Source organism: Rhodococcus sp. G6(2025), from assembly GCF_058628105.1.
This window is the reverse complement of the sequence record NZ_CP179750.1, coordinates 7,794,147-7,817,501: the sequence shown is the minus strand read 5'-3', so window position 1 is coordinate 7,817,501 and position 23,355 is coordinate 7,794,147. Positions and strand designations below refer to the sequence as shown.

Here is a 23,355-nt window from a genome sequence, read left to right as displayed (position 1 = left end):
AGTGAAGAGGAGCCACCATGGCCGGCACGTCGCAGACCACACCCGCAGATCGCGGCGGGAGCCAGGACGATCGTTCGGACCCCGCCACCGAGGCGTTCGTCGCCCACCGCAATCTGCTGTTCACCGTCGCCTACGAGATGCTCGGTTCGGCCGCCGACGCGGAAGACATCCTCCAGGAGACCTGGCTGCGGTGGGCGGGGGTCGATCTCGACACGGTCCGCAATCAGCGTGCGTACCTGGTCCGGATCACCACCCGCCAGGCGCTCGTCCGGCTGCGCACACTCAGCAGGCGCAAGGAGTCCTACGTCGGCCCCTGGTTGCCCGAGCCGCTGCTGACCGCGCCCGATGTGGCCGAGGACGTCGAGTTGGCCGACAGCGTCTCGATGGCGATGCTGCTGGTGCTGGAGACGCTCGCGCCGACCGAGCGGGCCGTGTTCGTGCTGCGTGAGGTGTTCGCTCTGGAGTACGGCGAGATCGCGGACGCCGTCGGCAAGAGCCCGGACGCCGTCCGTCAGATCGCGCACCGGGCGCGGGCGCATGTCGCGGCGCGCAGGCCGCGCGGCGTCGTATCCCCGGCCGAGTCCCGAGACGCACTCGAGGCCTTCCAACGGGCGCTCGAAACGGGCGATCTGCAGAGCCTGCTCGACCTGCTCGCACCGGACGTCGTCCTCCTGGGTGACGGTGGCGGAGTCAAGCAGGCCGTGCTGCGGCCCATCGTGGGGGCCGACAAGGTGGGTCGCCTGCTGGCGGCCGGCCTGCCCCGGATCGACGGCACGGTGTCGGTCGAGCCGGTGCAGATGAACGGCTCCCCCGCGCTGATCGTCCGGCTCGACGGGGAAATCGACGACGTCGTGGCGGTGCGGATGGACGACGGCAAGATCACCGGGCTCTACATCGTGCGCAACCCGGAGAAGCTGTCGCGCGTCGAGCGGGAAACCGCGGTGAGCCGCTGAGTCCGAAAGCCGTCTACCTCGTCGCCGCTTGGTGGCGGTCGCGCCACGCTCGCTCCCATTGCCGGGTCAGGGCGGGGTACACGACGAGGTATCGGAAAGGCGCGATGGCGGTCATGTAGAGCCGCCCGAACCATCCGTTGGGTTTGACGAGAACGGTCATCTGCAGTTCGTAATCGCCGTTCGCTCCTCTCGCCCAGCCGAGATGCATCACGGTGTGCACGGTCTTGTTCGCCAGCTCGCGGGCGGACTCCGTGTCGAGCTCGTACACCGCGGTGAGGGGCATGCCCTCGTCGTCCGGGCCGCGCGGAGCGGCGCGGAGGTCGCTGGGCAGGCGGTCGCGGAGCGAGGCAACCCGCTCACCGACACCAGTTGAGGCATTGTCCCAGCCGAAGAGTGCCCCGAGTTTCCATCGGGCGGCGAACAGGAACCTCACCAGTCGGGGCTGCTTCGCGGGTCCGCCTGCGGCTCGCATCGCCGCGAGCATCGTCGGGAAGTCGTCGGGCCCGGCTCCGGGAGTGCGGAACGACCACACGTCCTCGACGTCGAAGTCTCGCGTGAATTCGTGGATGCGCCAGGGCTGCTCGATGTAGGTGGCCTCTGCTATTCGTGGCACTGTCGTCCCCGATCTATACGGCACCGTATATTTCATCTATACGGTACCGTACAAATTGAACGCGATCAATGGAGGTGGCCCGATTCCCGCCGTCGCCCGCACGACACGAGCCCGCTGGATAGAGGCGGGCCTCGACGCCCTCGCGCGAGGAGGGCCCGACGCCGTCCGCGTCGAGACTCTCGCCGCCGAACTCGGCGTGACGAAGGGCGGGTTCTACGGCTACTTCGACGGCCGTCCCGCGTTGCTCACCGAGATGCTCGACGAGTGGGAACGCCGCTGCACCAAAGCCGTTATCGCCCAAGCCGATGCCGAAGGCGGCACCCCCGCCGACAGAATCCGGCGCGTGGGGCAACTGACCTACTCGGAGGACTTTCAACGGATCGATCTCGCGATCCGGGCCTGGGCCCACCACGACCGGTCCGTCGCGGCGCGCCTGCACGCCATCGACAACGAGCGGATGGACTTCCTGCGAAAGATGTTCGGCACCTTCGTCACCGACCCCGACGAAATCGAGGCACGCAGCACCCTCATGTTCGGACTTGCGATCGGCCGCCACTTCATCGTCGCGGACCACCCCGGGTACACCAAACGCGAAGCCATCCAACTCGCCGGAGAATTCCTCCTGCGCCCGTCCGGTACGAACAGCTCAGCCGGGTAAGGGTTTCCGACTGCTGACTCAGTCGAGGTGAGCCGACAGCAGCCACGCCGGCAGCTTGGACCGGCCCTTCTCGTCGTGCTCCCAGCTGGCGGCCTGTTCCGGGCCGAGCAGCGCGTGGATGAAGGCCGGGCGAATGTCGTCGATGGTCCAGAACTCGGCGACGGCCTCGCGCAGCTCGTCGTCGGTCACCGGGTTCGGTCCCTCGCCCTCGGGGAAGGCGCCCTTCGCGAACACCAGGATGTAGTAGGACGCGCCGGGTGCGGCCGCCCGAGCGACCGCGCGCAGGTAGTCGCGCCGCCGGTCGACGGGAAGGGAATGGAACAGGGTGCTGTCGACGACCGTGGAGAACCGGCCGTCGAAACCCGTGAACGAACTGATGTCCGCCACCTGATACGTCGCCGTCGTCAGTCCACGATCGGCTGCGGCGGCCTGAGCCACCGCGATGGCCGTCGGCGACAGGTCCAGGCCCACCACCGTGTAGCCCTGCGCCGCCAGCTGAAGGGACGTCTCGGCATGTCCGCAGCCCGCGTCCAGCACGTCGCTGCGGAACTTGCCCTCCGCGATCAGCCCGGCGATCTCGGGCTGCGGCTCACCGATGTTCCACGGCACCGGTCCCGTAAATTCCTCCGCGTCGCCTCGGTAGATGTCGTCCCACGGCGCAACCTGGTTGTCCTCGGTCATGACATCGACGGTACGCCCGCACTACCGTGCCGATGTGGATCTTTTCTCACGCTCGTGGTCGGCGTTACGCACGGCGGTCGCCGACCTGCCGGACGAGGACTTCGCACAGCAGTCCGGCTGTAGCGGCTGGCTCGTGCGGGATCTGGTGTGCCACCTGATCATCGACGCGCAGGACGTCCTGATCACCCTCGTCACCCCCGCCGACACGGAACCGACTCGCGACGCCGTGACCTACTGGGACCTCGCCGACACGCCGCCGACCGGCGACGACCCGCTCGACGCGCTGATCGTCCGTCTGGCCGCCGCGTACCAGGAGCCTCGGCTGCTCAAATACCACTTCGACGACGTCGGCTCCGCCGCCGGCCGCGCCGCCGAACTCGCCGACCCGAATCTGCGGATCAGCACCCGCGACGAGGTCCTCACTGCAGGCGACTACCTCTCCGCGTATGTCCTGGAATCGACGCTGCACCACCTCGACCTGATCGCTTACCTCCCAGGCGTGGCGGAACCGCCCGCAGAGGGCCTCGCCCGGTCCCGCGACTTGCTGGAGAAGATCGCCGGGGCCGCATTCCCCGCGTCGTTCTCCGACAGGGACACACTGCGGGTCGGCACCGGACGGCGGGACCCGACCGACACGGAGAAGGCCGAACTCGGCGAGCTGGCGACGAAACTCCCGCTCATCCTCGAATGACTCGGATTACGTCTACCTCAGTGATGAGTCAGCTGGATCACGCCGTCGGGCAGATTTCATCGAACGTATCGCGGACCGGATGAATCGATCTGGACGAATTCCGGTATCAGCCGAATCTGCGGGACGCTATGGACTTCTGCGTGAGGAAGCTGAAATCAAACGCGCTCGAGGTCCCGAGGTACGGGCGAGGTTCGGGTGCGAAGGAATCAGGCCGAGGCGGCAGGGTCCTCCTCGGACCCCAGATTCCGCACCAGCCACCGATCGTCGACGAGATGCATCAGGATCGGAAACACCGGCCGAGGAACGTTCGGCTCCCACACACCGCTGTCGAGCGTCGACATCTCGTGCACATAGAGCACCTCCACACCGGGGCCCACGATCCTTGTTCCGGTACCGATCCCCCACGTCGCCGGGTCCGGCAGCATCGCCCGGAACGACCGCACATGCACACGCTCGAAATGCACCCACAGCGGATGCTCCGGCACCGGACCCGCGAGGGCCGCCGCGACCGCCTCACCCTCCCAACCGTCGACAGTCATCTGATAATGGTTGTCCCGCACCCACCGCCATGCGAGTACCGACCGGAAGTCGGGATCCACGTTCGGCCACACCGATAACAGATCACCGTCGACGCACACCGACGTCAAGAACGCCCACGCCGCACTCACCAGCTTCGTATGCCCGAGGAACCGCAATAATTCCGCCGGATCCATCGCACGAAGCTCGAGGTAGGCCTCCCGCATCTCGGGCAGCAAGGCGCTGACCTGTTCGTCGGTCAACTCAGGAAAGGAGGACGCAGCCGGCACCGCACCAATGTCGGGAGCCTCGCCCCGGGCGACGAGCAAGGCGCGGACGGCGTTGACGAACTGTGGGGTCAGCCGCTCGAGCGACTCGAGCAGATCCCCCACCGTGCGCGGCGGGAGCATGTTCCGTTCGAGCAGTACGTGCATGCTCTCGAGCACTGCTTCCGGGTCCAGATCGAGCAGATCACAGAGGAATTCGTCGGGGTGGATCGCCTCGACGTCGAACGGATCGAGGGCCGCCGGCGGGAAATCCGGCAGGGTGGCGGTCACGATCACACCCGCACCGGACCGCACCGCCGCAGCCAGGACGTGCCGGTCCTTCGGATCGTTGGTCATCGCGGGGATCAGCTCACGGTATCCGCGTGATTCCTCCTCTGCGAGGGGGAATGCTCTGCGCATCTGCTGCACTCGCCGCGCCGCCTGCTGCGGCGACTTACCGAACCTCTCCCCGGACAGGTTGCGCTCGACCTCGTCTAGCAGATCCGCTGTCCACACCGGCCGGAACAACTCGGAATCGGCCAGCGTCAGCAGCAGGTTGTTCAGGGCCTGGGGAAGCATGACGCACGTGTCGAGAACTACCCGCAAGGTCGTCATAGGTCACCCTGCCCAGATCAACGAGTCGACACGAAGCCGTCAGCGGCATCGCCCGGGTCCGGGGGTTCCTCGTGCGCCATCTCCTCGAACACCTGGCCCCGGCGCGCCCGCTCACCCTGCTGGAATTCGAGCACGTCCGCCAACTCCACCCGCCGATGCCGGCCCGGCGACGTGTACGGAATCTTCCCCGCTTCCAACAACCGCACCAACGTCGGCCGCGTAATGCCCAACAGGTCCGCGGCCTCCTGCGTCGTCAACACCGTGCGATGAGGTTCCACCGTCACCGCCTGACCCCGATCCAAAGCAGCAACCGCGTCGACGAGCAACCCCCGAACACTGTCCGGCAACGGCACCGACCCGCCCGGGGACGAGATCGACACCTCGTCAGAACCAGCAAGAACGGCCTTCAGTGCTGCGAGAAGATCCCGATCGTCGGTGGCCGGCGGCAATACCGTGTGGTTCGACCCAGCGCCCATACCTCACCATAAAACGAAAAAAACGAACACACAATGCGGCTGGGCAGCAGCGTAACGGATGACGGACTCAGGAACGAGATCGCGAGCACCATTCCCAGCCAGGCGAGACGGCATGGGCTGCGGTCATCTGGCCTCCCTGTCTGTCCTCGCCGGTGCGGCGAGGGTGATCTCGGACAGGCTGCACCGGAACTCGTCATTCGACAGCTGCGGACGGCTGATTCTCCCGAGTAGTCTGTCTGGGCATGGCACGGGATGAGCGTGGTGTGACAGCCCAGAGTGAGGACTTCGCTGCCTGGTACAACGAGGTGGTGTTCAAGGCGGGTCTCGTGGATCGAGGTCCGGCCAAGGGCACCATGGTGATTAGGCCGTACGGGTACCGGCTGTGGGAGCTGTTGCAGTCCGAGCTGGACCGTCGCATCAAGGACACCGGTCACGAGAATGCGTACTTCCCGTTGCTGATTCCGGAAAGCTACCTGGGCCGGGAGGCCGAACACGTCGAAGGGTTCTCCCCGGAACTGGCGGTGGTCACCCGCGCCGGCGGGAAAGTTCTCGAAGAGCCGTTGGTGGTGCGGCCGACGTCGGAGACGGTGATCGGCGAGATGATGGCCAAGTGGATCAGCTCGCACCGCGACCTGCCGCTGCTGTTGAATCAATGGGCGAATGTGGTGCGGTGGGAGCTGCGGCCGCGAATGTTCCTGCGCACGACAGAGTTTCTGTGGCAGGAGGGTCATACCGCGCACGTCGACGAGGCTGCCGCCCGCCGCGAGACGATGCTGGCCCTGGACATCTATCACGAGGTGGCGCGTGAGTTGGCCGCGATCCCGGTCGTTCCGGGTGAGAAGACACCCGGCGAACGGTTCGCCGGTGCGGTGGCGACCTACACGATCGAGGGCATGATGCGTGACGGCCGTGCACTGCAGTCCGGCACCTCGCATTACATGGGCACCAAGTTCGCGTCGGCGTTCGACATCCGGTTCACCAGCGAGGCTAGACGAGAGAAGTTGTGTCACACCACGTCCTGGGGAATGAGTACCCGGATGATCGGCGGCATCGTCATGACTCACGGCGACGACAAGGGCCTGGTGTTCCCGCCGCGGTTGGCGCCCCACCAGGTGGTGATCGTGCCGATCACCCGCGGCGGCAACGTCGCGGTCGAGGAAGCGGCCGACGAGCTGGCCCGCCGCCTGCGGTCGGTAGGGGTGCGGACCCATGTCGATGCCCGTCCCCACCTCACCCCGGGTTTCAAGTACAACGAGTGGGAGATGCGCGGCGTCCCGGTCCGGCTCGAGCTCGGCCCGCGAGATCTGGAGGCCCGCACCGTGATGATGGTGAAACGGCTCGGCGACGACGGCAAGCAGGCCGTGCCGATCGACTCCCTGCCCGAGACCATGCCGGGGGTCCTGGACGACTTTCAGGCCTTCCTGCTCGCTCGGGCCACCGCGTTCCGCGACGACCACACCCGAACCGTCGACAACTGGGAGGATTTCGCGGACGCGGTGTCGACCGGGTGGGCACTGGCCCTGCACTGCGGGATTGCCGCGTGCGAGGAGGAGATCAAGTCCCTCACTGCTGCCACCCCGCGATGTGTTCCGCTCGGCGGCGAACCGGACGCAGGTGGGTGCGTGCGATGTGGCGCGGCGTCGGCGTATGGCAAGCGGGTGATCTTCGGGCGAGCGTACTGACGGGGCGTACGTACAGGGGTGGCTATCACCACCCCTCGGGGGACTATTCGAAGGCCGGGCACTCGACGGACGCTGGGGATCTCGAAAACCGACTACTCGGAGAGAAACCCCACGACCGAAAGGAACCCCCCCATGCCCCGCATCCTCGGTGCCACCGTCCCTGACGTCCACGAACACGATCCGCCGGGCGCGGCCCTGCCCGCCGTCGAATCCGTCCACAAAGAGGTCCGTCACCACTGGGCCTTCGCCCGGATGGGCCTGTACCTGCTGCTCGCCTCACTACCGCTGCTCGCGATCTCGGCGCAGGTGTTCGGTGTCGTGCCGATGAATGCCACCGGTGCGCTGGTGATCATTCCGCTCGCCGCCACCCTCGCCGTGTTGTGCGTGTTCGCTCCGCACCCGATCGACCGCATCGTCGGCCACGGCCTCGGCTGGGGGATGTTCGCGTGTCTGGCCTACGACGTCTTCCGCCTCGACACCGTGTATCTGCTCGGGTTGTGGGGCGACTTCATTCCGAAAATGGGTACGTGGCTGCACTCGGGAACCGACACCCGGACCGGCGCGATCGTCGGCTACCTGTGGCGGTACCTCGGCGACGGCGGCGGCATCGGAATCGCCTTCTTCCTCATCGCCCTCGCGCTCGGCCTCCAACATCGGTCACGCCGCGTCGTCCTCCTCGCGTTCGTCACCTTCGCGGTGTTCCCGGTGTGGGCCGGGCTCATCGGAACGGTCGCCCTGTCGCCGCACGGACAGCACGACATGTTCCCGCTCACGCCGACGACGATCACGTTGTCGCTGATCGGGCACCTGATCTTCGGGCTCGTGCTCGGTCTCGGCTTCCTGCGCGCGCGGGGCCGACTCGGCCAGCACTGGCCGTGGCCGCCGCTGCTCCCGGTGCGGTCGCGGGCCGGTACGCCGCAGCCGCGCAGTGAGGCGCTGGTGCCCGCGTGCGGCGAGTGCGGCGCGACCGCACGGTAGGACCCTCCCCAGGTGAGTGGCGAAGCGTGCTCGGGCACGTTTCGCCACTCACGTGTGGGTGAGGTGCCGGTCCTTCACCTTCCGGCCCACCGCCACGGACAGCAGCATCAGCAGTGCCGCCCCCACGAAGCAGGTGGCGTAACCGAGGTGCGGGGCGAGGAGTGAGATGACCAACGGGACGGCGAAGCCGACGTAGATCAGGCAGTAGAACACCGCCACGGTCTGCGCGAGTTCGTCTGCCGGTGCCAGTCTTTCGACGGACGCGAGACCGGAACCGAGCAGTATGCCGTAGCAGGCTCCGAGGAGGAAGGCCGCGACGACGATCGCGGCGACGGCCGGCGCCCCGTCCGTGTACGCGACCACGGTCGCGGCGCCGAAGCCCAGCACCCCGAGGGTGATGCCGACCCGGATTCCGGCGGCGGCGTCGTCCTGCTGCGACCACCGTTTGGCCCACGGCTGGATCACCGCACCGGTGATCAGGGTCAGCGCCGCGACGAGCCCGGTGAAGGCCACCGACGTGGACCGCAGCGACTCGGAGACGAGCGGCGGAAGGGTCGCGAACGACACGGTCGCCACACCGAACACCCACGGTGCCCAGGGTGCGATGCCCCATCGGAACTGGGGTGTCGCCAGCGCCGACAGGGGTGTGGCGGTGAGGTCGGTCGCCCGGACCCGAACGTCGGGCACCGCCCACACCAGCGCCAGGGCTCCGAGCATCAGCGCGATGTGCACCAGGTACGGGAGCAGTTCGGGGGCGGGGAGCCACTGCGCGATCACGCCGGCGAACAGGGCTCCGCAGCCGAATCCCGCGGACAACGACACGGCGGCGCGGCGTGCACCCGCCCCGGCCGGGGCGGTGGAGCCGAGTTCCTTCATCCAGGCGGTGCCGGCGCCGAACGCCATGCCGGACGCGAGTCCGGCCAGCACCCGGCCCAGGTAGAGCAGGTCGGGGACGGCGGCGCCCGCGATGAGGACGAGGGAGGAGACGATGCCGACGGGGATCATCGGGCGGATCACCGCGCGCCGCCCGAACCGGTCGGACACGCGCCCGAAGTACAGCAGAGCGGGCACCAGCCCGACGACGTACGACGCGAGCATCGCGGTGAACGAGCCGTTGCCGAGACCGAGATGTTCGCGGTAGACGAGCTGCATCGGGGCGAACTGGTTGGCACCCCAGCTGACCGCGAACAGCGCGGCGGCGAGGCGGACCCAGGGCGGAAGCATCACCTGATCCTCCCAGAGCCCGTAGCGCGGCGAAGTATCAACTCTTCACAGCTCGGGCCACGGTTTCCTGTGCACACTGGCCGTGTGCGGCGGGTCCGGCGATGTCTAGCGTCGACCCCTGAGCACGAGCCGAGGAGGACATGTGTGGGGTAACGACGGCAGTTGGGTCGGCTCGGACGCGCAGACGATCGCCCGCGCGGTGACGAACCGGGAGGTGTCCGCGAGCCAGGTGCTCGACGACCACCTGGCGCACATCAAGGCCCGGAACCCGGAGCTGAACGCCGTCGTCACCGTCGCGGAGGATCAGGCGATCCGGGCCGCCGACGACCTCGACATCCGGATCGGCCGAGGGGAGGACGTCGGTCCTCTGGCCGGGGTCCCGTTCACCGTGAAGGACCTGATCGCCACCGCGGGTGTCCGGACGACGGCGGGATCGCGCGCGCTCGAGCACAACGTGCCTTCTGTCGACGCGCCCGCGGTGGCCGCGATGAGGGCGGCCGGCGCGATTCTCGTCGGGAAGACGAACACCCCGGAGTTCGGGGCCAGCGGCCTGACGCACAACGACCTGTTCGGGTACACCGTGAACCCGCTGCGGCCCGGCGGTGTTCCCCGCTCCCCCGGCGGTTCGAGCGGCGGCGAGGCGGCGGCGATCGCGTCCGGGATGAGTGTTGTCGGTCTCGGCACCGACTTCGGCGGCTCGGTCCGCTGGCCCGCCCACTGCACGGGTCTGCGGTCGGTGCGCCCGACGATCGGCCGGGTGGACCCCGACGGACAGTATCCCGGCGTCCCGTCGGGTGATCACCTGCTGACCAATCTGGCGACCATGCACGGCACGCTGCAGACGATCGGCCCGATGGCGCGGACACTGGACGATGCGGCGCTCGTGCTGCGGGTGCTCTCGTCCCGGCAGTACCGCTGGACGGACCCGGCTTCGGTGGACCTTCCGCGTCTCGACATCACGTGGGCGCCCGGTGACGGAACCGTGCCCGTCGGCGAGGAGATCGCCGCGGCCGTCGCCGGCGCCGCCGGCAGGCTCGATGCCCGACCGTACCGAGGGGCGGCGCTGTCGGAGGGGAACGAGCTGTTCGGTACTTTGCGTTCGGTCGAAACCCACACCGACATAGAAGAACTCGGCACCGACTTCGGAACGAACATCGCCACGATGCTCGCCGACGCGCGGGACGTGGACCGGCGCCTGGTCGAGCGACTGTGGGCGCAGCGAGCGGAACTCGTCCACCGATTGCTCGGCGAGATGGGCGACGTGCTCGTCCTTCCCGTCGCCTCGATCCCGGCGCCACCGCTCGGCGAGGAACTGTTCGACGTCGGTGGGCAGTCGCTCACGTGGGCTCAGGCCCTGGCGAGTTGCCGCGCGATCAGTGTGACGGGTCTGCCGTCCGTCGTCGTTCCGGTGGGAAGCACCCGGTCCGGGTTGCCGATCGGCGTGCAGGTCGTCGCGCGCCCATGGTGCGAGCACGTGGCGTTGGCCGTGGCCGCCCGGTTGTGAGGCGACCACGGCCGACGCGGGTGTCAGATCACCCGGTCTCGCCGCAGGCCCTCGATGTCTTCGTCGCTCAGCCCGAATTCACCGAGCACCTCGGCCGTGTCCTGTCCCAGCACCATCGGCGGCGCATTCCGGATGGGCAGGGTCTCGTCGTCCACCCAGAACGGACCACGGACCAGCGGCACTTCACCGCCGTTCGGTGTGGCCACCGGCTGCACCATCTTCAGCGCCTGCACCTGCGGGTCGGCGAAGGCCTGATCGATCGTGTGGACGGGACCGCACGGGATGCCCGCCGCGCGAATCGCCGTCACCCATTCGGCGGCCGGCCGCACGGACAGCAGTTCGAGGAGTTCCTTGGTGAGCCGATCGCGGTGCGCGAGTCGCGACTGGCCGGTGCGGTATTCGGGCCGGTCGGCGAGTTCGGGATCCCCGAGAACCTGGCACAGCGACTCCCAGTGCCGATCCGAGCCGGTCGCGATGATGATGGGGAAATCGGCCGTGTCGAACGTGCCGTACGGCGTGATCGTCGGGTGCGTGTTGCCGTTCGGCTCCGCGACGCGTCCGGTGCTCAGATAGTTCTGCGCCTGGAACGACATGATCGACAGGGCCGATTCGAGCAGCGACGTCTGCACGTGATGGCCGGCGCCGTCACGGCCCCGCGACACGAGTGCCGCCGTGATGCCCAGCGCCGCATAGATACCGGACACCGTATCAATGATCGGGATGCCGACGCGCATCGGCGTGTGGTCGCCCGCGCCGGTCACCGACATCAGGCCCGACATGCCCTGCGCCACCTGATCGAGTCCCGGGGAGAACTGCTCGGGTCCGGTCGGGCCGAAACCACTGACACTCATGACGATCACTCCGGGATTGTCCTCGGCGAGCGACTCCTGATCGAGTCCCATGTCCGCGAGGACGCCGGGTCGGAAGTTCTCGACGATGACGTCCACGTCGACGGCCATGCGGCGCAGCAGTTTCCGACCCTGCTCGCTGCGCATGTCGAGCGCGACGGACCGTTTGCCGCGGTTGACGGAGGCGAAGTACAGGCTGTCGCTGCCGTCGAACGGCGGCCACTGCCGGGAACTGTCGCCACCGGAACGGGTCTCGACCTTGATGATGTCGGCGCCGAAATCGGACAGCAGTGCCGTGCACAGCGGACCGGCGAGGGCCCGCGTGAGGTCGAGGACCCGGATCCCGCTGAGCAACTGGTTCATGGTGGATCCTCGGTTCTCTGTGAAGGAAGGGGGACCGTCCGAGAATTGCGGACCCGCCGATCGATAGCGATGGCGAGAATGCACAAGCGGCCGCTGGGGATTTCGGCGCATTGTGTGCCGCGACGGCCGGTCGCCGCCGGTTAGCGTGAGGGTCCCGACGAAGCACCCGAGGAGTACGAGGCGATGCGCGACATCCTGACGGGCCTGCAAGCGTGGTTCGATCGCGGCGAGAACTTCGTCCTCGCCACGGTGGTGCGCACCTGGAAGTCGTCTCCGCGGGCACCGGGCGCGGCGATGGCCGTGTCGGAATCCGGTGAGGTGCTCGGAAGTGTGTCCGGTGGGTGTGTCGAGAGCGCGCTGTACGAGACGGCGCGGGACGTGCTGGCCGACGGGCGCAGCCGGACCGAGGTGTTCTGCGTGGCGGACGACGACGCGATCGGTGTCGGTCTGACGTGCGGCGGCACCATCGAGGTGTTCGTTCAGCGTATCGGGCACAACGACTTCCCGGACTTCGCGGACGTGGCGCGCAGGATCCGCGGCGGTGAGCCGATCGCCGTCGTGACGGAGACCGGCGACGGAGCACGGACCCGGCGCTGCGTGATCACCGGGGACGGGGCCGCGGGCGACCTCGACCTGCCCGAGACCGATGTCGATAATGTCCGCCGTCGCCTCGACGCCGGTGAGTCGCGGGTGTATCAGCTGCGGTCCGAGACGGTATGCATGGTCGAGATCTTCGCGCCCCCGCCGCGGATGTACATCTTCGGGGCCATCGACTTCGCGGCGGCCATGTGCACGTTGGGCGCGTTCGCCGGCTACCACGTCACGGTGATCGACGCCCGCGCCGTGTTCGCGACGCGCGCCCGGTTCCCGGACGCCGACGACGTCGTCGTGATGTGGCCGCACCGCTTCCTCGAGACCGCGCCGGTCGACCACCGAACGGTCCTCGCGGTGCTCACCCACGACGAGAAATTCGACATCCCACTGCTGGGCCTGGCCCTGCGATCGGACGCCGCGTACATCGGCGCGATGGGCAGCCGGGCCACGCACGAGCGCCGGGTCGCGCTGCTGCGGGAACAGGGGACGACCGCGGCGGAGCTGGCACGGCTGCACTCCCCGATCGGCCTAGACCTTGGCGCGCGTACTCCCGAGGAGACCGCGGTGTCGATCCTCGCCGAGATGATGAAGACGACCCGGGGCACCACCGGGCTCGAGCTCCAGCAGCTGAGCGGTTCGATTCACCGTGATGTCGAAGTCCAGGAGTGCGTAGCCGGCGGGCCACCAGTCGCATCACGGCGTGGGTAATCGGACGCAGTTTCGGGTAACCGGACGTGGAGCGACGACGCGGGATGTCAAGGCGGTGGAAGGGGCGTCTCCCGCGCCGGTATGGAACCCCTGCGGCGGCACCCAGTCCTTCCTTTCACCCGATACAGAGGCCTCATGAACATCATCACCGCACTTCCCCTGGCCGTACTGCGCGCGCAGTACACGATCGTGCGCTACCCCCTTCACCTGATCGACGAACAGGTCATCGCACACCTGGCACCCGCAGCACCGGCCCGACGGCTGTACCGGGGCGGCCTCGGCCTGCTCGATTGCGCCGTCGGCAGCGTTCTGGGTCACCAGGACCGTGCCCATCGTGGCGCCGACGCCCCACCCCGCATCACCCTGGTCGCCGGCACCGCCCCCGACACCGATGACGATCCCGGCGCCTCGGATATCGCTGCCGCCGAGGTCGAGACCGCCTCTCGGTCCGCGACCGTAGGGAACGCCGAGCTGAACGAGAAGGCGGCCCATCAACTCGACACCGATTCGCTCGCCGAGAACCTCGACGACGTAGCCGACACCGCCGACCCGGCGACCACCACCGTCATAACCCGGCTTGCGGACGCCGCGAGCACCGAACCCGACACGACACTGACCGGTGAGCTGGCCGACCGCGTAGCCGAACTCGCCCGGGCCGACACCCCACCACCGGGCACCCGGACAACCCCGACCGGCAAACGCCACTAATCTGCGGAGATCACGCGGTCACGCCAACTCGGCTGCCCAATCGTCGAAGCTCTGCCACCCCACCTCGGGGTAGAGCCGGCGCAGTTCGCCGATATTCGCGTCGTATCCGGTGTCGGTAAGGAAGCGGAACATCGCGCGCATGTCCGGCGATGCGATGGCGTCCGCGTCGGACGCATGGGCATGAACCGGCGTGCCCAGTACCTCGCCGAGCACTTCGGCCATCCGACGTGGCGTCGGATCGTCCGACGCCAGGTCGATTCGTGTCCGGGCAAAGCGGTCCGGGTCGTCGAACACGAGGGCGACGAACCGACCGAGGTCCCGGCGCGACAACTGCTGCAGCGGGGTGTCGACCGGCAGAGGCAGATCGAGCCGGCCTCGGCGGATGCTGTCGAGGCCACCGAGCAGGTTGTCATAGAAGTAGGTCGGCCCGACGATCGTGTACGAGACCGAGGAGTCTCGCAGCAGCGACTCGGTAGCAGCCTTCGTGTCGAAATGTGGGACCCCGGTGCTCTTGTCCGCGTCGGCCACCGAAGAAAACACCACGTGGGGAACACCGGAATCACTGAACGCGCCGACAAGCGCGGCACCCTGAGCGATTTCCGCCTCCGGGCCGTCCTCGAAAGGCGTTGTCATGGCGAACACGCCCGCGCACCCCTCGACGGCAGACGCGATCGCCGCCCGATCGGTGATATCAGCCACGGCAATGTCGACGCCTCGCAGGCGCAACGCGTCTGAGCGCGAAGAGCTTCGACGGACCAGCGCTCGTACCTCACGTCCTCGTTCGAGGAGCGCGTCGACGACGGCGCCTCCTTGACCACCCGTTGCTCCGACGACCGCATACGGCTCACTCATGGGCACAAGATCTCTCCTTCTCGACCGCGCCAGCCTACTCGCAGGCTCCGGCCGCTCACCGTGACGTCTGCCCTGGTCGGTGCGACGATGGTTATGATCGGGTCCAGCGGGAAAGCACGCGACCTGCCCGGCTGTGCGGTAGGCGCGCGCCCGATGCCGATCCACGAGTTGCCCTTCGTGTACATAGGTTTCGTACGCATCCGAGTGCGCCGCGTGACCGTCGTTTGACGGTTATTCGGTTTCGACTTAAGGTCACACTTTCGCGCCATTCGGGGCGAGTATCGGATCAGGTGAGCAGGGTGTTGCAGTGACGGCGAGGGATGTCGGTAGTTCCGCTCCCGGGTTCCGCGCAGCCGCCGACACCGGCGACGGGCCTGGTCGGGACGTTGCGCCGCAACCGTTCGCCGACGTGCTGGTGTCCGATCTCCTCGTCTCCCCGACCCTCGTCGCCGGCGAGACCGGCACCTCGCGTGAGGTGTCGAACGTCGCCGTGATGGCGGTGCCGGACATCGGACCGTGGCTCCGCACCGGGCAGTTGCTGCTCACCACGTCCGCGGTTCTCGGCCGGCTGGTCGAGCCGATCGACGCGTTTCTCGCCCGACTCGACAGGCGGGGCGTCTCCGGGCTCGCCGTCCGGCTCGACGACCCCACCGCGACGTTGCCGGCCGAGATGTCCGATGCGGCCGACGAACTCGGGCTTCCTCTCGTCGTGGTCGCGGACCTGTACTCGCAGACACACCCGCTGGCGGCTGCGCTCGCGGAGTTGTCGGCCCGGCAGGTCGACGCCGTGTTCGAGGCGGACCGGCTGCGGAGAGTGCTCGTCGACGTCGTGATGGCCGGCGGAGGGTTCGCCGAACTCGCCGACGCCGTCCACGGTGAACTGGGCGGGGCCGTGCTGATCACGACACCCGACGGACGTCAGTTGTGCCGGGCCGGGGACGAGTCCGAGCTGAACCGGCTGGCGTCGAGTGCGGCGCTCGACTCCACCGGGCGGGTCCGCACCGATTCGACGGAGGGCGGGCTGGGCCTGCACCGGCTGGGCGACGAGTTCATCGCCGTCTCAGCGATTTCGGCCAACGGCATCGATCACGGGCGGCTGGTGCACTTCAGCACCGGACACCCGCTGCGCAGCGAAGACCTGTATCTCGTCGAGCAGGCGGCGGCGGTGTGCGCCCTGGTGGTCGCCCGCGAACTGGTCGTGTCCTCGGTGGAGGAGAAGCACCGCGCGAACTTCGTGCGGGACCTGCTGCTCGGCCGCGGCGGCGAACACGAGCACGTCGTCGCGCACGCCAAGACGTTCGGCTGGGACCTGGACCGTCCCGTGGTCGTCGTGGTGATCGAACCCGATCCGGTCGGTGAGGACGAGCCGTCGATGCCCACCCGGATGCCGCTCGTCGAGCGACAGGCGCGGGCATTCACGAGTGCCGTCGCGGGCCGTGACACGGGTGCCGCGGTCACCGCGCTGGCGACGGAGACGGTGATCCTGATGGGGGTCGGCACCGACACGATGAACCTCGTCCACGAACTCGTCGCGTACGTGCGCGGCGACGGCGGCGGTGGGCGCAGACCCTTCGGGGTGGGAGTGTCCCGGCCGACGGACTCGGTCGACGGCATCCCGGCCCTCTACGGCCAGGCCCGGACCGCGCTGAAGGTGGGACGGCAGATCACCGGCGCCTGGGCCGTGACGCATTTCGACGACCTCGGTGTCTACCGGCTGCTGAGCCTCGTCGAGGACGACCGCGAACTCGAGTCGTTCGCGCAGGAGACCCTGCGTGAGCTGACGGCGGACACACCCGAGGCGCAGGACATGCGGCGCACCCTCGAGGTGCTGCTCGCCACCAACATCAACATCGCCGAAACCGCACGTCAACTGCACTTTCACTACAACACCCTGCGGTACCGGGTGGTGAAGCTGGAGAAGATGCTCGGGTCGTTCACCGATCACCCCGAATTGCGCCTCGACCTGTCGCTCGCCCTCAAGATCATGGCGATGCGCGGCATCAATTCCTAAAGTTGCCAATTTCGCCGGGCACGCACTGGCAGATTCTTCTCACGCCGGGTGGCTGACGCTGTAATAACGTTGCCCTCCTATCGAGGTGCAAATGTGACATGCGGCACATCATCGAAGCTGGCCGTCGGCACCCCTGCACCGTCACCTGTCTGAAAGGTCCCCCTATGCCTATCTGGACACTGCACGGAGATGGCAAGACCATCGCGCCCGGGGAGGTCGTCGCCCCGAGCGAACGGCTCAGCTGGGGTCGCACGATCGGGCTCGGCGGGCAGCACGTGGTCTCGATGTTCGGGGCCACGTTCGTCTTCCCGATCATCATGGGTCTCAATCCTCAACTGGCCGTGATGTTGTCGGGATTCTGCACCCTCTTCTTCCTGCTGGTCGTCAAGGGCCGGATTCCCAGTTACCTGGGGACGTCGGCCGCGTTCGTCGGCGGCATCGCCGCCATCCGCGCCCAGGGCGGCACCTCGGCGCAGGTGACCGGGGCGATCCTGGTGTCGGGTCTCGTGCTCGCCGGGATCGGCGTGCTGATCCACTTCCTCGGCGGCGGGGTGGTGTTCAAGATCCTGCCGCCCGTGGTCACCGGTGCCGTCGTCATGCTGATCGGGTTCAACCTGGCCCCGGTCGTCGCCGGAACGTACTGGCCGCAGGACCAGTGGGTCGCGTTGACGGTGATGGTCGTGCTGGTGGTGGCGAGCGTCGCGCTCCGCGGATTCCTCGGGCGGGTCGCGATCTTCCTGACGCTGCTTTTCGGATACGTGCTGTCGTGGGTGCTGGACCTGACGACCGGCATGATCACGTCGTACGACCCGGTGGCCGGCGGAGTCACCGAGCACTTCCGTGTCAACTGGGACGGCGTCTCCTCGGCGTCGTGGATCGGGCTCCCGCCGTTCTCGGACGAGGCGAACGGCATCGTCGGCATCCACGCGCCGTCGTTCAGTCTCACGTTCATCGTCCTCGTGCTGCCCGGTGTGATCGCCCTGATCGCGGAGAACGCCGGACACGTCAAGGCCGTCGCCGAGATCACCAAGACCGACCTCGACCCGATGATGGGACGCGCCCTGATCGGCGACGGCCTGGCCACCACCATCGCGACCAGCGTCGGCGGATCCCCCACGACGACGTACGCCGAGAACATCGGCGTCATGGCCGCGACGAAGGTGTATTCGACGGCCGCGTACGCCGCGGCAGGCGTCATCGCGATGCTGCTGGGTTTCTCCCCCAAGTTCGGTGCCGTCATCTCCGCGACCCCCGGCGGTGTGCTCGGCGGAATCACGGTGGTGCTCTACGGGATCATCGGCCTGCTCGGCGCGAAGATCTGGAAGGAGAACGGCGTCGACTTCGGCAACCCGCTCAACCTGATGCCCATCGCCGCCGGCCTCATCATCGCGATCGGTGACACGGAGCTGACGTTCACGGACAGCTTCTCCCTGAGCGGCATCGCACTCGGCACGATCGTGGTGATCGGGATGTACCACCTGTGCCGCGTCATCGCCCCGAAGGACGCCGACGACGCGGGGGCAGGCGGTCACACCCCGAAGCCCACCGCGGACGACGGAACGGCCCCGGATCGGGTCGGTCAGCTCACGTGATCTGCCATCGGTGGGACGTGAGTTTTGTCACTAGTTCACGAAACGTCGAGCGCACGATACGGGCAGGATCTGAGGAATGAAACCGTCGCCACTGACTTATCACCGACCTCGGTCGATCGACGAGGCCTGTCAGATCCTCGCGGACGTGGCTCACGAGGGAAAAGTGCTCGCGGGCGGGCAGTCGCTGATCCCGTTGCTCTCCATGCGGCTGGCCGCGCCGGCGCACCTCGTCGACATCGGATCGATCCCCCGGCTGGACGCGGTGTCGTCGTCACGCGAGCTCGGTGTCACGTTCGACGCACTGACCACCCACTCGGTGCTCGAAGCCGACCGCGGCGCCGCCCAGGTGCAACCGCTGATCGGCCGCGGACTGCGTCTCGTCGCACACCCGACCATCCGCAACCGCGGCACGACGGTCGGCTCGATCGTCCACGCCGACCCGTCCGCCGAGATGCCGGCCGTGCTGGCGCTGCTCGGCGGCTCGGTCACCGTGCGTTCGGTGCGAGGGGTCCGGGAGATCCGCTCGACCGACCTGTTCGCCGGGCCGCTCGAAACGACGCTCGAGGCGGACGAGATCGCCACGAGCGTCACCGTCCCGGCCGCCGAACCCGGTGTCGGGACGGCGATCGACGAGATCGCCCGCAGGCACGGCGACTACGCACTCGTCGGGGTCGCGGCGCAGGTGCGGGTCGAACGCGGTGCGGTTTCGGAGGCCCGGATGACGTACGTGTCGGCCGGCGAACTCGGTGAGGTCGTCGACTACACGGACGTGCTGCGGGGTGCGTCCGCGACGGACGACCGGGACCCGTTGTGGCGGAATCTGTCCGAGTTCGCGCGGGAGCGGATCGACACCGAGCCCGACATCCACGCCACGGCGCGGTACCGGTCGCAGTTGGTGGCGGCGCTGACCGCCCGGGTCGGGTTCGCGGCCGCGCAGGATGCAGTACTCGACGGTGCCGCCGTGCACGCGTCGGCGGGAGGAAGGTGACCATGGCAAAGGCAATGCATCGTGGCGGCGAAGGCCGCCCGCGTCAGCGCAGCATCGACGAGCAACTCGCCGAACTGCAGGAGGAGACGGGCGAACAGCACGTCGCGGTGACGTTCACGCTCAACGCGGTGACGCAGACGGTGGTGCTGCCGTCGCGCACGCTCGCGTCCGACGCGATCCGGCACCATCTACGCCAGACGGGGACACACGTCGGCTGCGAGCACGGGGTCTGCGGCGCATGCACCGTGCTGCTCGACGGCAAGCCCGTGCGGTCGTGCCTGGTGCTTGCGGCGAGCCTCGAGGGCCGGGAGGTCACCACCGTCGAGGGTCTCGTCGAACCCGACGGCACCCTGCATCCGGTGCAGCAGGCGTTCATCGACTGCCACGGTCTGCAGTGCGGATTCTGCACTCCCGGCTTCGTGACCACCATCGCCGCGTTCCTCGAGGAGAACGATTCACCCACCCGCGAGGAGGCCACCGACGCGATCGCGGGCAACCTCTGCCGGTGCACCGGATACCAGAACATCAGGGCGGCCGTGCTGCGTGCCGCGGAGATCAAGCGCGAGCGTTCGGGCGAGTTCCCGCTCGGCGAGGACGACGAGTCGTCGCGGGCCTCACTCGATCCGAAGGTCCGCGGCACGACCAACCCGGTCGCTGGAAGGGCAGGGCGAGCATGAGCGTCACAAAACCCCGCACCGAGCCCGCGCCCACCACGGACGCCGACGCGCCCGCCGCGTCGGAGAAGTTGTTCGGCAAGCCGATTCCCCGCACGGAGGATGCCCGGCTCCTGTCCGGCAACGGCCGCTACCTCGACGATCTGGGGCACAACGCGCTCATCGCCGCGTTCGTCCGGTCACCGCACGCGCATGCCCGCATCACGGGGATCGACATCGATGCCGCACTCGATCTGCCTGGTGTGCACGCGATCTACACGTACGACGACCTCGTGGACGACTCCCCGGAGATGGCGGAGAACCTCCCCCTCCTGATCCCGCATCCGGCGATCACCGCCCCGCGCAACGGGTATCCGCTCGCCAAGGACGAGGTCAACCACGTCGGCGAGGCGATCGCGATGGTCGTCGCCGACAACCGGTACATCGCCGAGGACGCGTGCGCCAAGATCGACGTCACGTACGAGATGCTCCCACCGGTCGTGGGCATCGACGTGGCGCGGCAGGCGGACAACGCGGTGCACGCGGACGTCCCCGACAACGTCGCGGCGCACCTGCAGCACGGATTCGGCGACGTGGACGCGGAACTGGCGAACGCACCGCACCGGCTGACCCTGAACCTCGAGATCGAGCGGTCGGCGTCGATGCCGATGGAGGGCAAGGGCGTCTACGCGCGCTGGGACACCGACGAGCAGGCGCTCACGTTCTGGACGTCCACGCAGACGTCCACGTCGGCCCGCGCGGCGATCGCGGCACGACTGAAGATGGCGCACAACAAGGTCCACTGCATCGCACCCGACGTCGGCGGTGGTTTCGGCGTCAAGATCGTCCACCCGTGGCCGGAGGAGGTCATGGTCACCTGGGCCGCGCGGCGGCTCGGGACGGCGGGCATCTCGAGCGAGGTCAAATGGGTCGAGGACCGGCGCGAGCACTTCGTGTCGAGCGCGCACGAGCGCGGCCAGATCCAGGAGGTGACGGTCGGATTCGACGACGACGGCACCCTCCTCGCGTTCGATTTCACGTTCTGGCACGACAACGGCGCCTACCTGCCGTACGGCATCATCGTCATGCTGAACACGTCGACGCAGGTGCTCGGGCCGTACAAGCCGAAATCTTTCCGGGTGGACGCGTACTCGCTGTACACGAACACGGTCATCGTCACGCCCTACCGCGGCGCCGGCCGACCGCAGGCCGTGTTCGCGATGGAACGGGCGATGGACGCGATCGCGAAGTATCTCGGCAAGGACGTCATCGAGGTCCGCGAGCACAACTTCATCCGTCCCGAGGAAATGCCGTACGACTTCCACCTCACGTTCCAGGACGGCCGCCCGCTGATCTACGACACCGGCGACTACCAGGCCGGGATCGACAAGCTCAAGACACTCATCGACTGGGACGGGTTCGCCGACTACAAGAAGCAGGCGAAAGCCGAAGGCCGGGCAGTGGGCATCGGGATCGGCGCCTACGTGGAAGGCACCGGGCCCGGCCCGTACGAGGGCGCCCACGTCCTCGTCGAGACGTCCGGGAAGGTCAAGGCCGCAACGGGTCTGACCACCCAGGGGCAGGGCCACCAGACGGCGTTCGCGCAGATCGTCGCGGACGACCTCGGCGTGCCGGTCACCGACGTGGAGATCGTCACCGGCGACACCCGTCGATTCGGCTACGCCGTCGGCACGTTCGCGTCCCGCGGCGCCGTGATGTCCGGATCGGCGTTCCACGTGGCGGCGCAGATGGTGGCCGAGAAGGCCCGCACGATCGCCGGTGAGGCGCTGAACCTCGATCCCGCCGAACTGGAACTTCGCGGTGGGCACGTGTGCAAGATCGGCACGCTGCCCGGCGCCGAGGGCACGTCCATCTCGCTGGGTGTGGTCGCGGTGCTGTCGAATCCGCTGCGCTACGCGTTCGACGACGCGTCGAGGCAGGCCACCGGATTCGCGAAAGCCGACACCGACATGACGATTCCGCCGGTCCGGGAGGGCGAGCAACCCGGGCTCGAGGCCACCGGCTACTACTCGCCCCCGACGTCGACGTTCGCGTCCGGTGTGCACGCGGCGATCGTCGAAACCGATCCGGTGACGGCGGAGATCCACGTGCGGCGGTACGCCGTGATCCACGACTGCGGCAACGTCATCAACCCGCGGATCGTCGAGGGCCAGGTCATGGGCGCTGTCGCGCAGGGTGTCGGCGGCGCGCTGTACGAGAAGATCGTCTACGACGAGCACGGCCAGATGCTCAACGCGTCGTACATGGATTTCCTGATGCCGTTCGTCACCGAGATGCCCGACTCGCTCGAGATGGACCACACCGTCACCCCGTCCGGTCTCAATCCCCTCGGGATGAAGGGCGCAGGCGAGGCGGGCGTGATCCCGACGTCCGCCGTCATCGCGGCTGCGATCGAGGACGCGGAAGGCATCCCGATCACCTCCATGCCGATATCCCCTTCAGAGTTGTTCGAGCTTCGCCTCGCACACGCGTCGTCACAGAGCAAGGAGAACGAATGAGAATCGCCGGCACCGCCCTACTGACGGCCCCACCGGAGGCCGTGTACGACAACCTGCAGGACGGACGGGTCCTCGCGGCGACCATCCCCGGGGTGCAGTCCCTCGAGCAGCTCAGCGACAACCATTACAAGTTGTCCATCACGGCGGGTGTCGCGTCCATCAAGGGTACCTATGACGGCGAAGTGATTCTGTCGCAGCAGAATCGGCCCGAGTCGTTCGTGATGACGGCATCGGGTGCGGGCGCCCCCGGCACCGTCAAGGCCGACGTGACGGTGCGGCTCGAGGAACGCGACGGCGGCACCCTGCTCAGCTACGACGCGGACGCCGTCGTCGGCGGCATGGTCGGCGGCGTCGGGCAGCGGATGATCACCGGCGTCGCGAAGAAGATGGCCGGGGTGTTCTTCAAGGGCATCGACGGCGTGATCGCCAACGGCATTCCGGCGGCCGAGGTGGCCGCGGCGCCGGGCGAGGTTCCGGCGGTCCCCGGTGTCGCGGGGGTGGCCCCGGTTCCCGCGGCAGCCGCCGCGCGGGTGCGGGTGCCCGAGGGCACCTCCACGGCAACCGTTCTCGCGTCGGCCGCGCTCGGCGCCGGCATCGCCCTCGCCGGTGTTCTCGCCGGTGGCATCCTCGTGCGGGGCACCTGCGCGAAGTAGCGCCGCGAA

The 23,355-nt window shown here is 68.1% G+C and carries 21 protein-coding genes; 14 read left to right on the top strand and 7 right to left on the bottom strand.

Annotated elements, in window-relative coordinates:
• The first annotated feature begins 17 nt into the window (after positions 1 to 17).
• Positions 18 to 953 carry an RNA polymerase sigma-70 factor gene (locus tag ACLIVD_RS36205; protein ID WP_009476517.1) on the top strand — a complete coding sequence of 312 codons (936 nt, stop codon included), beginning with the start codon at positions 18 to 20 and terminating at the stop codon, positions 951 to 953.
• 13 nt (positions 954 to 966) lie between these two features.
• Here ACLIVD_RS36205 and ACLIVD_RS36200 read toward each other — a convergent pair whose 3' ends face one another.
• The gene (locus ACLIVD_RS36200; protein WP_491931641.1) at positions 967 to 1,566 is read right to left on the bottom strand and encodes a DUF2867 domain-containing protein; all 600 of its coding nucleotides are present in this window, start codon (positions 1,564 to 1,566) and stop codon (positions 967 to 969) included.
• Between ACLIVD_RS36200 and ACLIVD_RS36195 the strand changes: the two genes are divergently transcribed.
• Complete coding sequence (locus tag ACLIVD_RS36195; RefSeq protein WP_283333340.1) at positions 1,544 to 2,224, top strand: TetR/AcrR family transcriptional regulator; 681 nt, start codon at positions 1,544 to 1,546, stop codon at positions 2,222 to 2,224. The two genes, ACLIVD_RS36200 and ACLIVD_RS36195, sit on opposite strands and share 23 nt — an antisense overlap.
• Positions 2,225 to 2,242: 18 nt before the next feature.
• Here the strand turns inward: ACLIVD_RS36195 and ACLIVD_RS36190 are convergent, their stop codons facing one another.
• Positions 2,243 to 2,905, bottom strand: coding sequence for a class I SAM-dependent methyltransferase (locus tag ACLIVD_RS36190; protein ID WP_491931640.1), 663 nt, complete (start codon positions 2,903 to 2,905; stop codon positions 2,243 to 2,245).
• 34 nt (positions 2,906 to 2,939) lie between these two features.
• Between ACLIVD_RS36190 and ACLIVD_RS36185 the strand changes: the two genes are divergently transcribed.
• A complete protein-coding gene (locus tag ACLIVD_RS36185) occupies positions 2,940 to 3,596 on the top strand; it encodes a maleylpyruvate isomerase N-terminal domain-containing protein (RefSeq protein ID WP_491932960.1) in 657 nt (218 codons plus the stop codon).
• Between the two features lie 206 nt (positions 3,597 to 3,802).
• On the opposite strand, the gene ACLIVD_RS36180 is transcribed toward ACLIVD_RS36185, so the two are convergent.
• Both ACLIVD_RS36180 and ACLIVD_RS36175 read right to left on the bottom strand, forming a co-directional pair.
• Positions 3,803 to 4,993: a VapC50 family PIN domain-containing toxin gene (locus tag ACLIVD_RS36180; RefSeq protein ID WP_491931639.1), complete on the bottom strand. Its 1,191-nt coding sequence runs from the start codon at positions 4,991 to 4,993 to the stop codon at positions 3,803 to 3,805.
• 17 nt (positions 4,994 to 5,010) lie between these two features.
• Positions 5,011 to 5,469 carry a helix-turn-helix domain-containing protein gene (locus tag ACLIVD_RS36175; protein WP_317571073.1) on the bottom strand — a complete coding sequence of 153 codons (459 nt, stop codon included), beginning with the start codon at positions 5,467 to 5,469 and terminating at the stop codon, positions 5,011 to 5,013.
• Between the two features lie 242 nt (positions 5,470 to 5,711).
• Between ACLIVD_RS36175 and proS the strand changes: the two genes are divergently transcribed.
• Entirely contained in the window at positions 5,712 to 7,151 is a 1,440-nt protein-coding gene (proS, locus tag ACLIVD_RS36170; RefSeq protein WP_491931638.1) for a proline--tRNA ligase, read from the top strand.
• A 132-nt stretch (positions 7,152 to 7,283) separates the two neighbouring features.
• The gene (locus tag ACLIVD_RS36165) at positions 7,284 to 8,129 is read left to right on the top strand and encodes a hypothetical protein (protein ID WP_317571080.1); all 846 of its coding nucleotides are present in this window, start codon (positions 7,284 to 7,286) and stop codon (positions 8,127 to 8,129) included.
• Positions 8,130 to 8,177: 48 nt separating this feature from the next.
• On the opposite strand, the gene ACLIVD_RS36160 is transcribed toward ACLIVD_RS36165, so the two are convergent.
• Positions 8,178 to 9,353 (bottom strand): MFS transporter, encoded by a 1,176-nt coding sequence (locus ACLIVD_RS36160; RefSeq protein WP_491931637.1) that lies wholly within the window; start codon positions 9,351 to 9,353, stop codon positions 8,178 to 8,180.
• Positions 9,354 to 9,495: 142 nt separating this feature from the next.
• Between ACLIVD_RS36160 and ACLIVD_RS36155 the strand changes: the two genes are divergently transcribed.
• Positions 9,496 to 10,857, top strand: coding sequence for an amidase (locus ACLIVD_RS36155; protein ID WP_491931636.1), 1,362 nt, complete (start codon positions 9,496 to 9,498; stop codon positions 10,855 to 10,857).
• Between the two features lie 23 nt (positions 10,858 to 10,880).
• Here ACLIVD_RS36155 and ACLIVD_RS36150 read toward each other — a convergent pair whose 3' ends face one another.
• Positions 10,881 to 12,068, bottom strand: coding sequence for a CaiB/BaiF CoA transferase family protein (locus tag ACLIVD_RS36150; protein WP_283333331.1), 1,188 nt, complete (start codon positions 12,066 to 12,068; stop codon positions 10,881 to 10,883).
• A 183-nt stretch (positions 12,069 to 12,251) separates the two neighbouring features.
• Between ACLIVD_RS36150 and ACLIVD_RS36145 the strand changes: the two genes are divergently transcribed.
• Positions 12,252 to 13,370, top strand: a complete 1,119-nt coding sequence (locus ACLIVD_RS36145) for an XdhC family protein (protein ID WP_283333330.1) — start codon at positions 12,252 to 12,254, stop codon at positions 13,368 to 13,370.
• Positions 13,371 to 13,505: 135 nt separating this feature from the next.
• Positions 13,506 to 14,078 carry a hypothetical protein gene (locus ACLIVD_RS36140; protein WP_283333329.1) on the top strand — a complete coding sequence of 191 codons (573 nt, stop codon included), beginning with the start codon at positions 13,506 to 13,508 and terminating at the stop codon, positions 14,076 to 14,078.
• Between the two features lie 18 nt (positions 14,079 to 14,096).
• On the opposite strand, the gene ACLIVD_RS36135 is transcribed toward ACLIVD_RS36140, so the two are convergent.
• The gene (locus ACLIVD_RS36135) at positions 14,097 to 14,936 is read right to left on the bottom strand and encodes an NmrA/HSCARG family protein (protein ID WP_432422363.1); all 840 of its coding nucleotides are present in this window, start codon (positions 14,934 to 14,936) and stop codon (positions 14,097 to 14,099) included.
• A 301-nt stretch (positions 14,937 to 15,237) separates the two neighbouring features.
• Here ACLIVD_RS36135 and ACLIVD_RS36130 point away from each other — a divergent pair, with 301 nt between their 5' ends.
• The 6 genes from ACLIVD_RS36130 to ACLIVD_RS36105 all read left to right on the top strand — a co-directional run bounded on the left by ACLIVD_RS36130 (position 15,238) and on the right by ACLIVD_RS36105 (position 23,346).
• Positions 15,238 to 16,941 carry a PucR family transcriptional regulator gene (locus ACLIVD_RS36130; protein ID WP_283333328.1) on the top strand — a complete coding sequence of 568 codons (1,704 nt, stop codon included), beginning with the start codon at positions 15,238 to 15,240 and terminating at the stop codon, positions 16,939 to 16,941.
• Between the two features lie 164 nt (positions 16,942 to 17,105).
• Positions 17,106 to 18,533, top strand: a complete 1,428-nt coding sequence (locus ACLIVD_RS36125) for a uracil-xanthine permease family protein (protein WP_283333327.1) — start codon at positions 17,106 to 17,108, stop codon at positions 18,531 to 18,533.
• A gap of 76 nt (positions 18,534 to 18,609) precedes the next feature.
• Positions 18,610 to 19,521, top strand: a complete 912-nt coding sequence (locus ACLIVD_RS36120) for an FAD binding domain-containing protein (RefSeq protein WP_280779292.1) — start codon at positions 18,610 to 18,612, stop codon at positions 19,519 to 19,521.
• Between the two features lie 2 nt (positions 19,522 to 19,523).
• Positions 19,524 to 20,198 carry a (2Fe-2S)-binding protein gene (locus tag ACLIVD_RS36115; RefSeq protein WP_283352243.1) on the top strand — a complete coding sequence of 225 codons (675 nt, stop codon included), beginning with the start codon at positions 19,524 to 19,526 and terminating at the stop codon, positions 20,196 to 20,198.
• Complete coding sequence (gene cutA, locus ACLIVD_RS36110; protein WP_283352242.1) at positions 20,195 to 22,693, top strand: aerobic carbon-monoxide dehydrogenase large subunit; 2,499 nt, start codon at positions 20,195 to 20,197, stop codon at positions 22,691 to 22,693. The genes ACLIVD_RS36115 and cutA overlap by 4 nt, the downstream gene beginning before the upstream one ends.
• Positions 22,690 to 23,346, top strand: a complete 657-nt coding sequence (locus tag ACLIVD_RS36105) for an SRPBCC family protein (protein ID WP_283352241.1) — start codon at positions 22,690 to 22,692, stop codon at positions 23,344 to 23,346. Before cutA ends, ACLIVD_RS36105 begins: the two co-directional genes overlap by 4 nt.
• Positions 23,347 to 23,355 lie beyond the last annotated feature (9 nt).

Coding starts and splice junctions, on each gene's coding strand:
- ACLIVD_RS36120 (WP_280779292.1), top strand. CDS start 18,610: ATGAAACCGTCGCCACTGACTTATCACCGACCTCGGTCGATCGACGAG.
- ACLIVD_RS36125 (WP_283333327.1), top strand. CDS start 17,106: ATGCCTATCTGGACACTGCACGGAGATGGCAAGACCATCGCGCCCGGG.
- ACLIVD_RS36205 (WP_009476517.1), top strand. CDS start 18: ATGGCCGGCACGTCGCAGACCACACCCGCAGATCGCGGCGGGAGCCAG.
- ACLIVD_RS36190 (WP_491931640.1), bottom strand. CDS start 2,905: ATGACCGAGGACAACCAGGTTGCGCCGTGGGACGACATCTACCGAGGC.
- ACLIVD_RS36140 (WP_283333329.1), top strand. CDS start 13,506: ATGAACATCATCACCGCACTTCCCCTGGCCGTACTGCGCGCGCAGTAC.
- ACLIVD_RS36115 (WP_283352243.1), top strand. CDS start 19,524: ATGGCAAAGGCAATGCATCGTGGCGGCGAAGGCCGCCCGCGTCAGCGC.
- cutA (WP_283352242.1), top strand. CDS start 20,195: ATGAGCGTCACAAAACCCCGCACCGAGCCCGCGCCCACCACGGACGCC.
- ACLIVD_RS36175 (WP_317571073.1), bottom strand. CDS start 5,469: ATGGGCGCTGGGTCGAACCACACGGTATTGCCGCCGGCCACCGACGAT.
- ACLIVD_RS36150 (WP_283333331.1), bottom strand. CDS start 12,068: ATGAACCAGTTGCTCAGCGGGATCCGGGTCCTCGACCTCACGCGGGCC.
- proS (WP_491931638.1), top strand. CDS start 5,712: ATGGCACGGGATGAGCGTGGTGTGACAGCCCAGAGTGAGGACTTCGCT.
- ACLIVD_RS36160 (WP_491931637.1), bottom strand. CDS start 9,353: ATGCTTCCGCCCTGGGTCCGCCTCGCCGCCGCGCTGTTCGCGGTCAGC.
- ACLIVD_RS36165 (WP_317571080.1), top strand. CDS start 7,284: ATGCCCCGCATCCTCGGTGCCACCGTCCCTGACGTCCACGAACACGAT.
- ACLIVD_RS36180 (WP_491931639.1), bottom strand. CDS start 4,993: ATGACGACCTTGCGGGTAGTTCTCGACACGTGCGTCATGCTTCCCCAG.
- ACLIVD_RS36145 (WP_283333330.1), top strand. CDS start 12,252: ATGCGCGACATCCTGACGGGCCTGCAAGCGTGGTTCGATCGCGGCGAG.
- ACLIVD_RS36105 (WP_283352241.1), top strand. CDS start 22,690: ATGAGAATCGCCGGCACCGCCCTACTGACGGCCCCACCGGAGGCCGTG.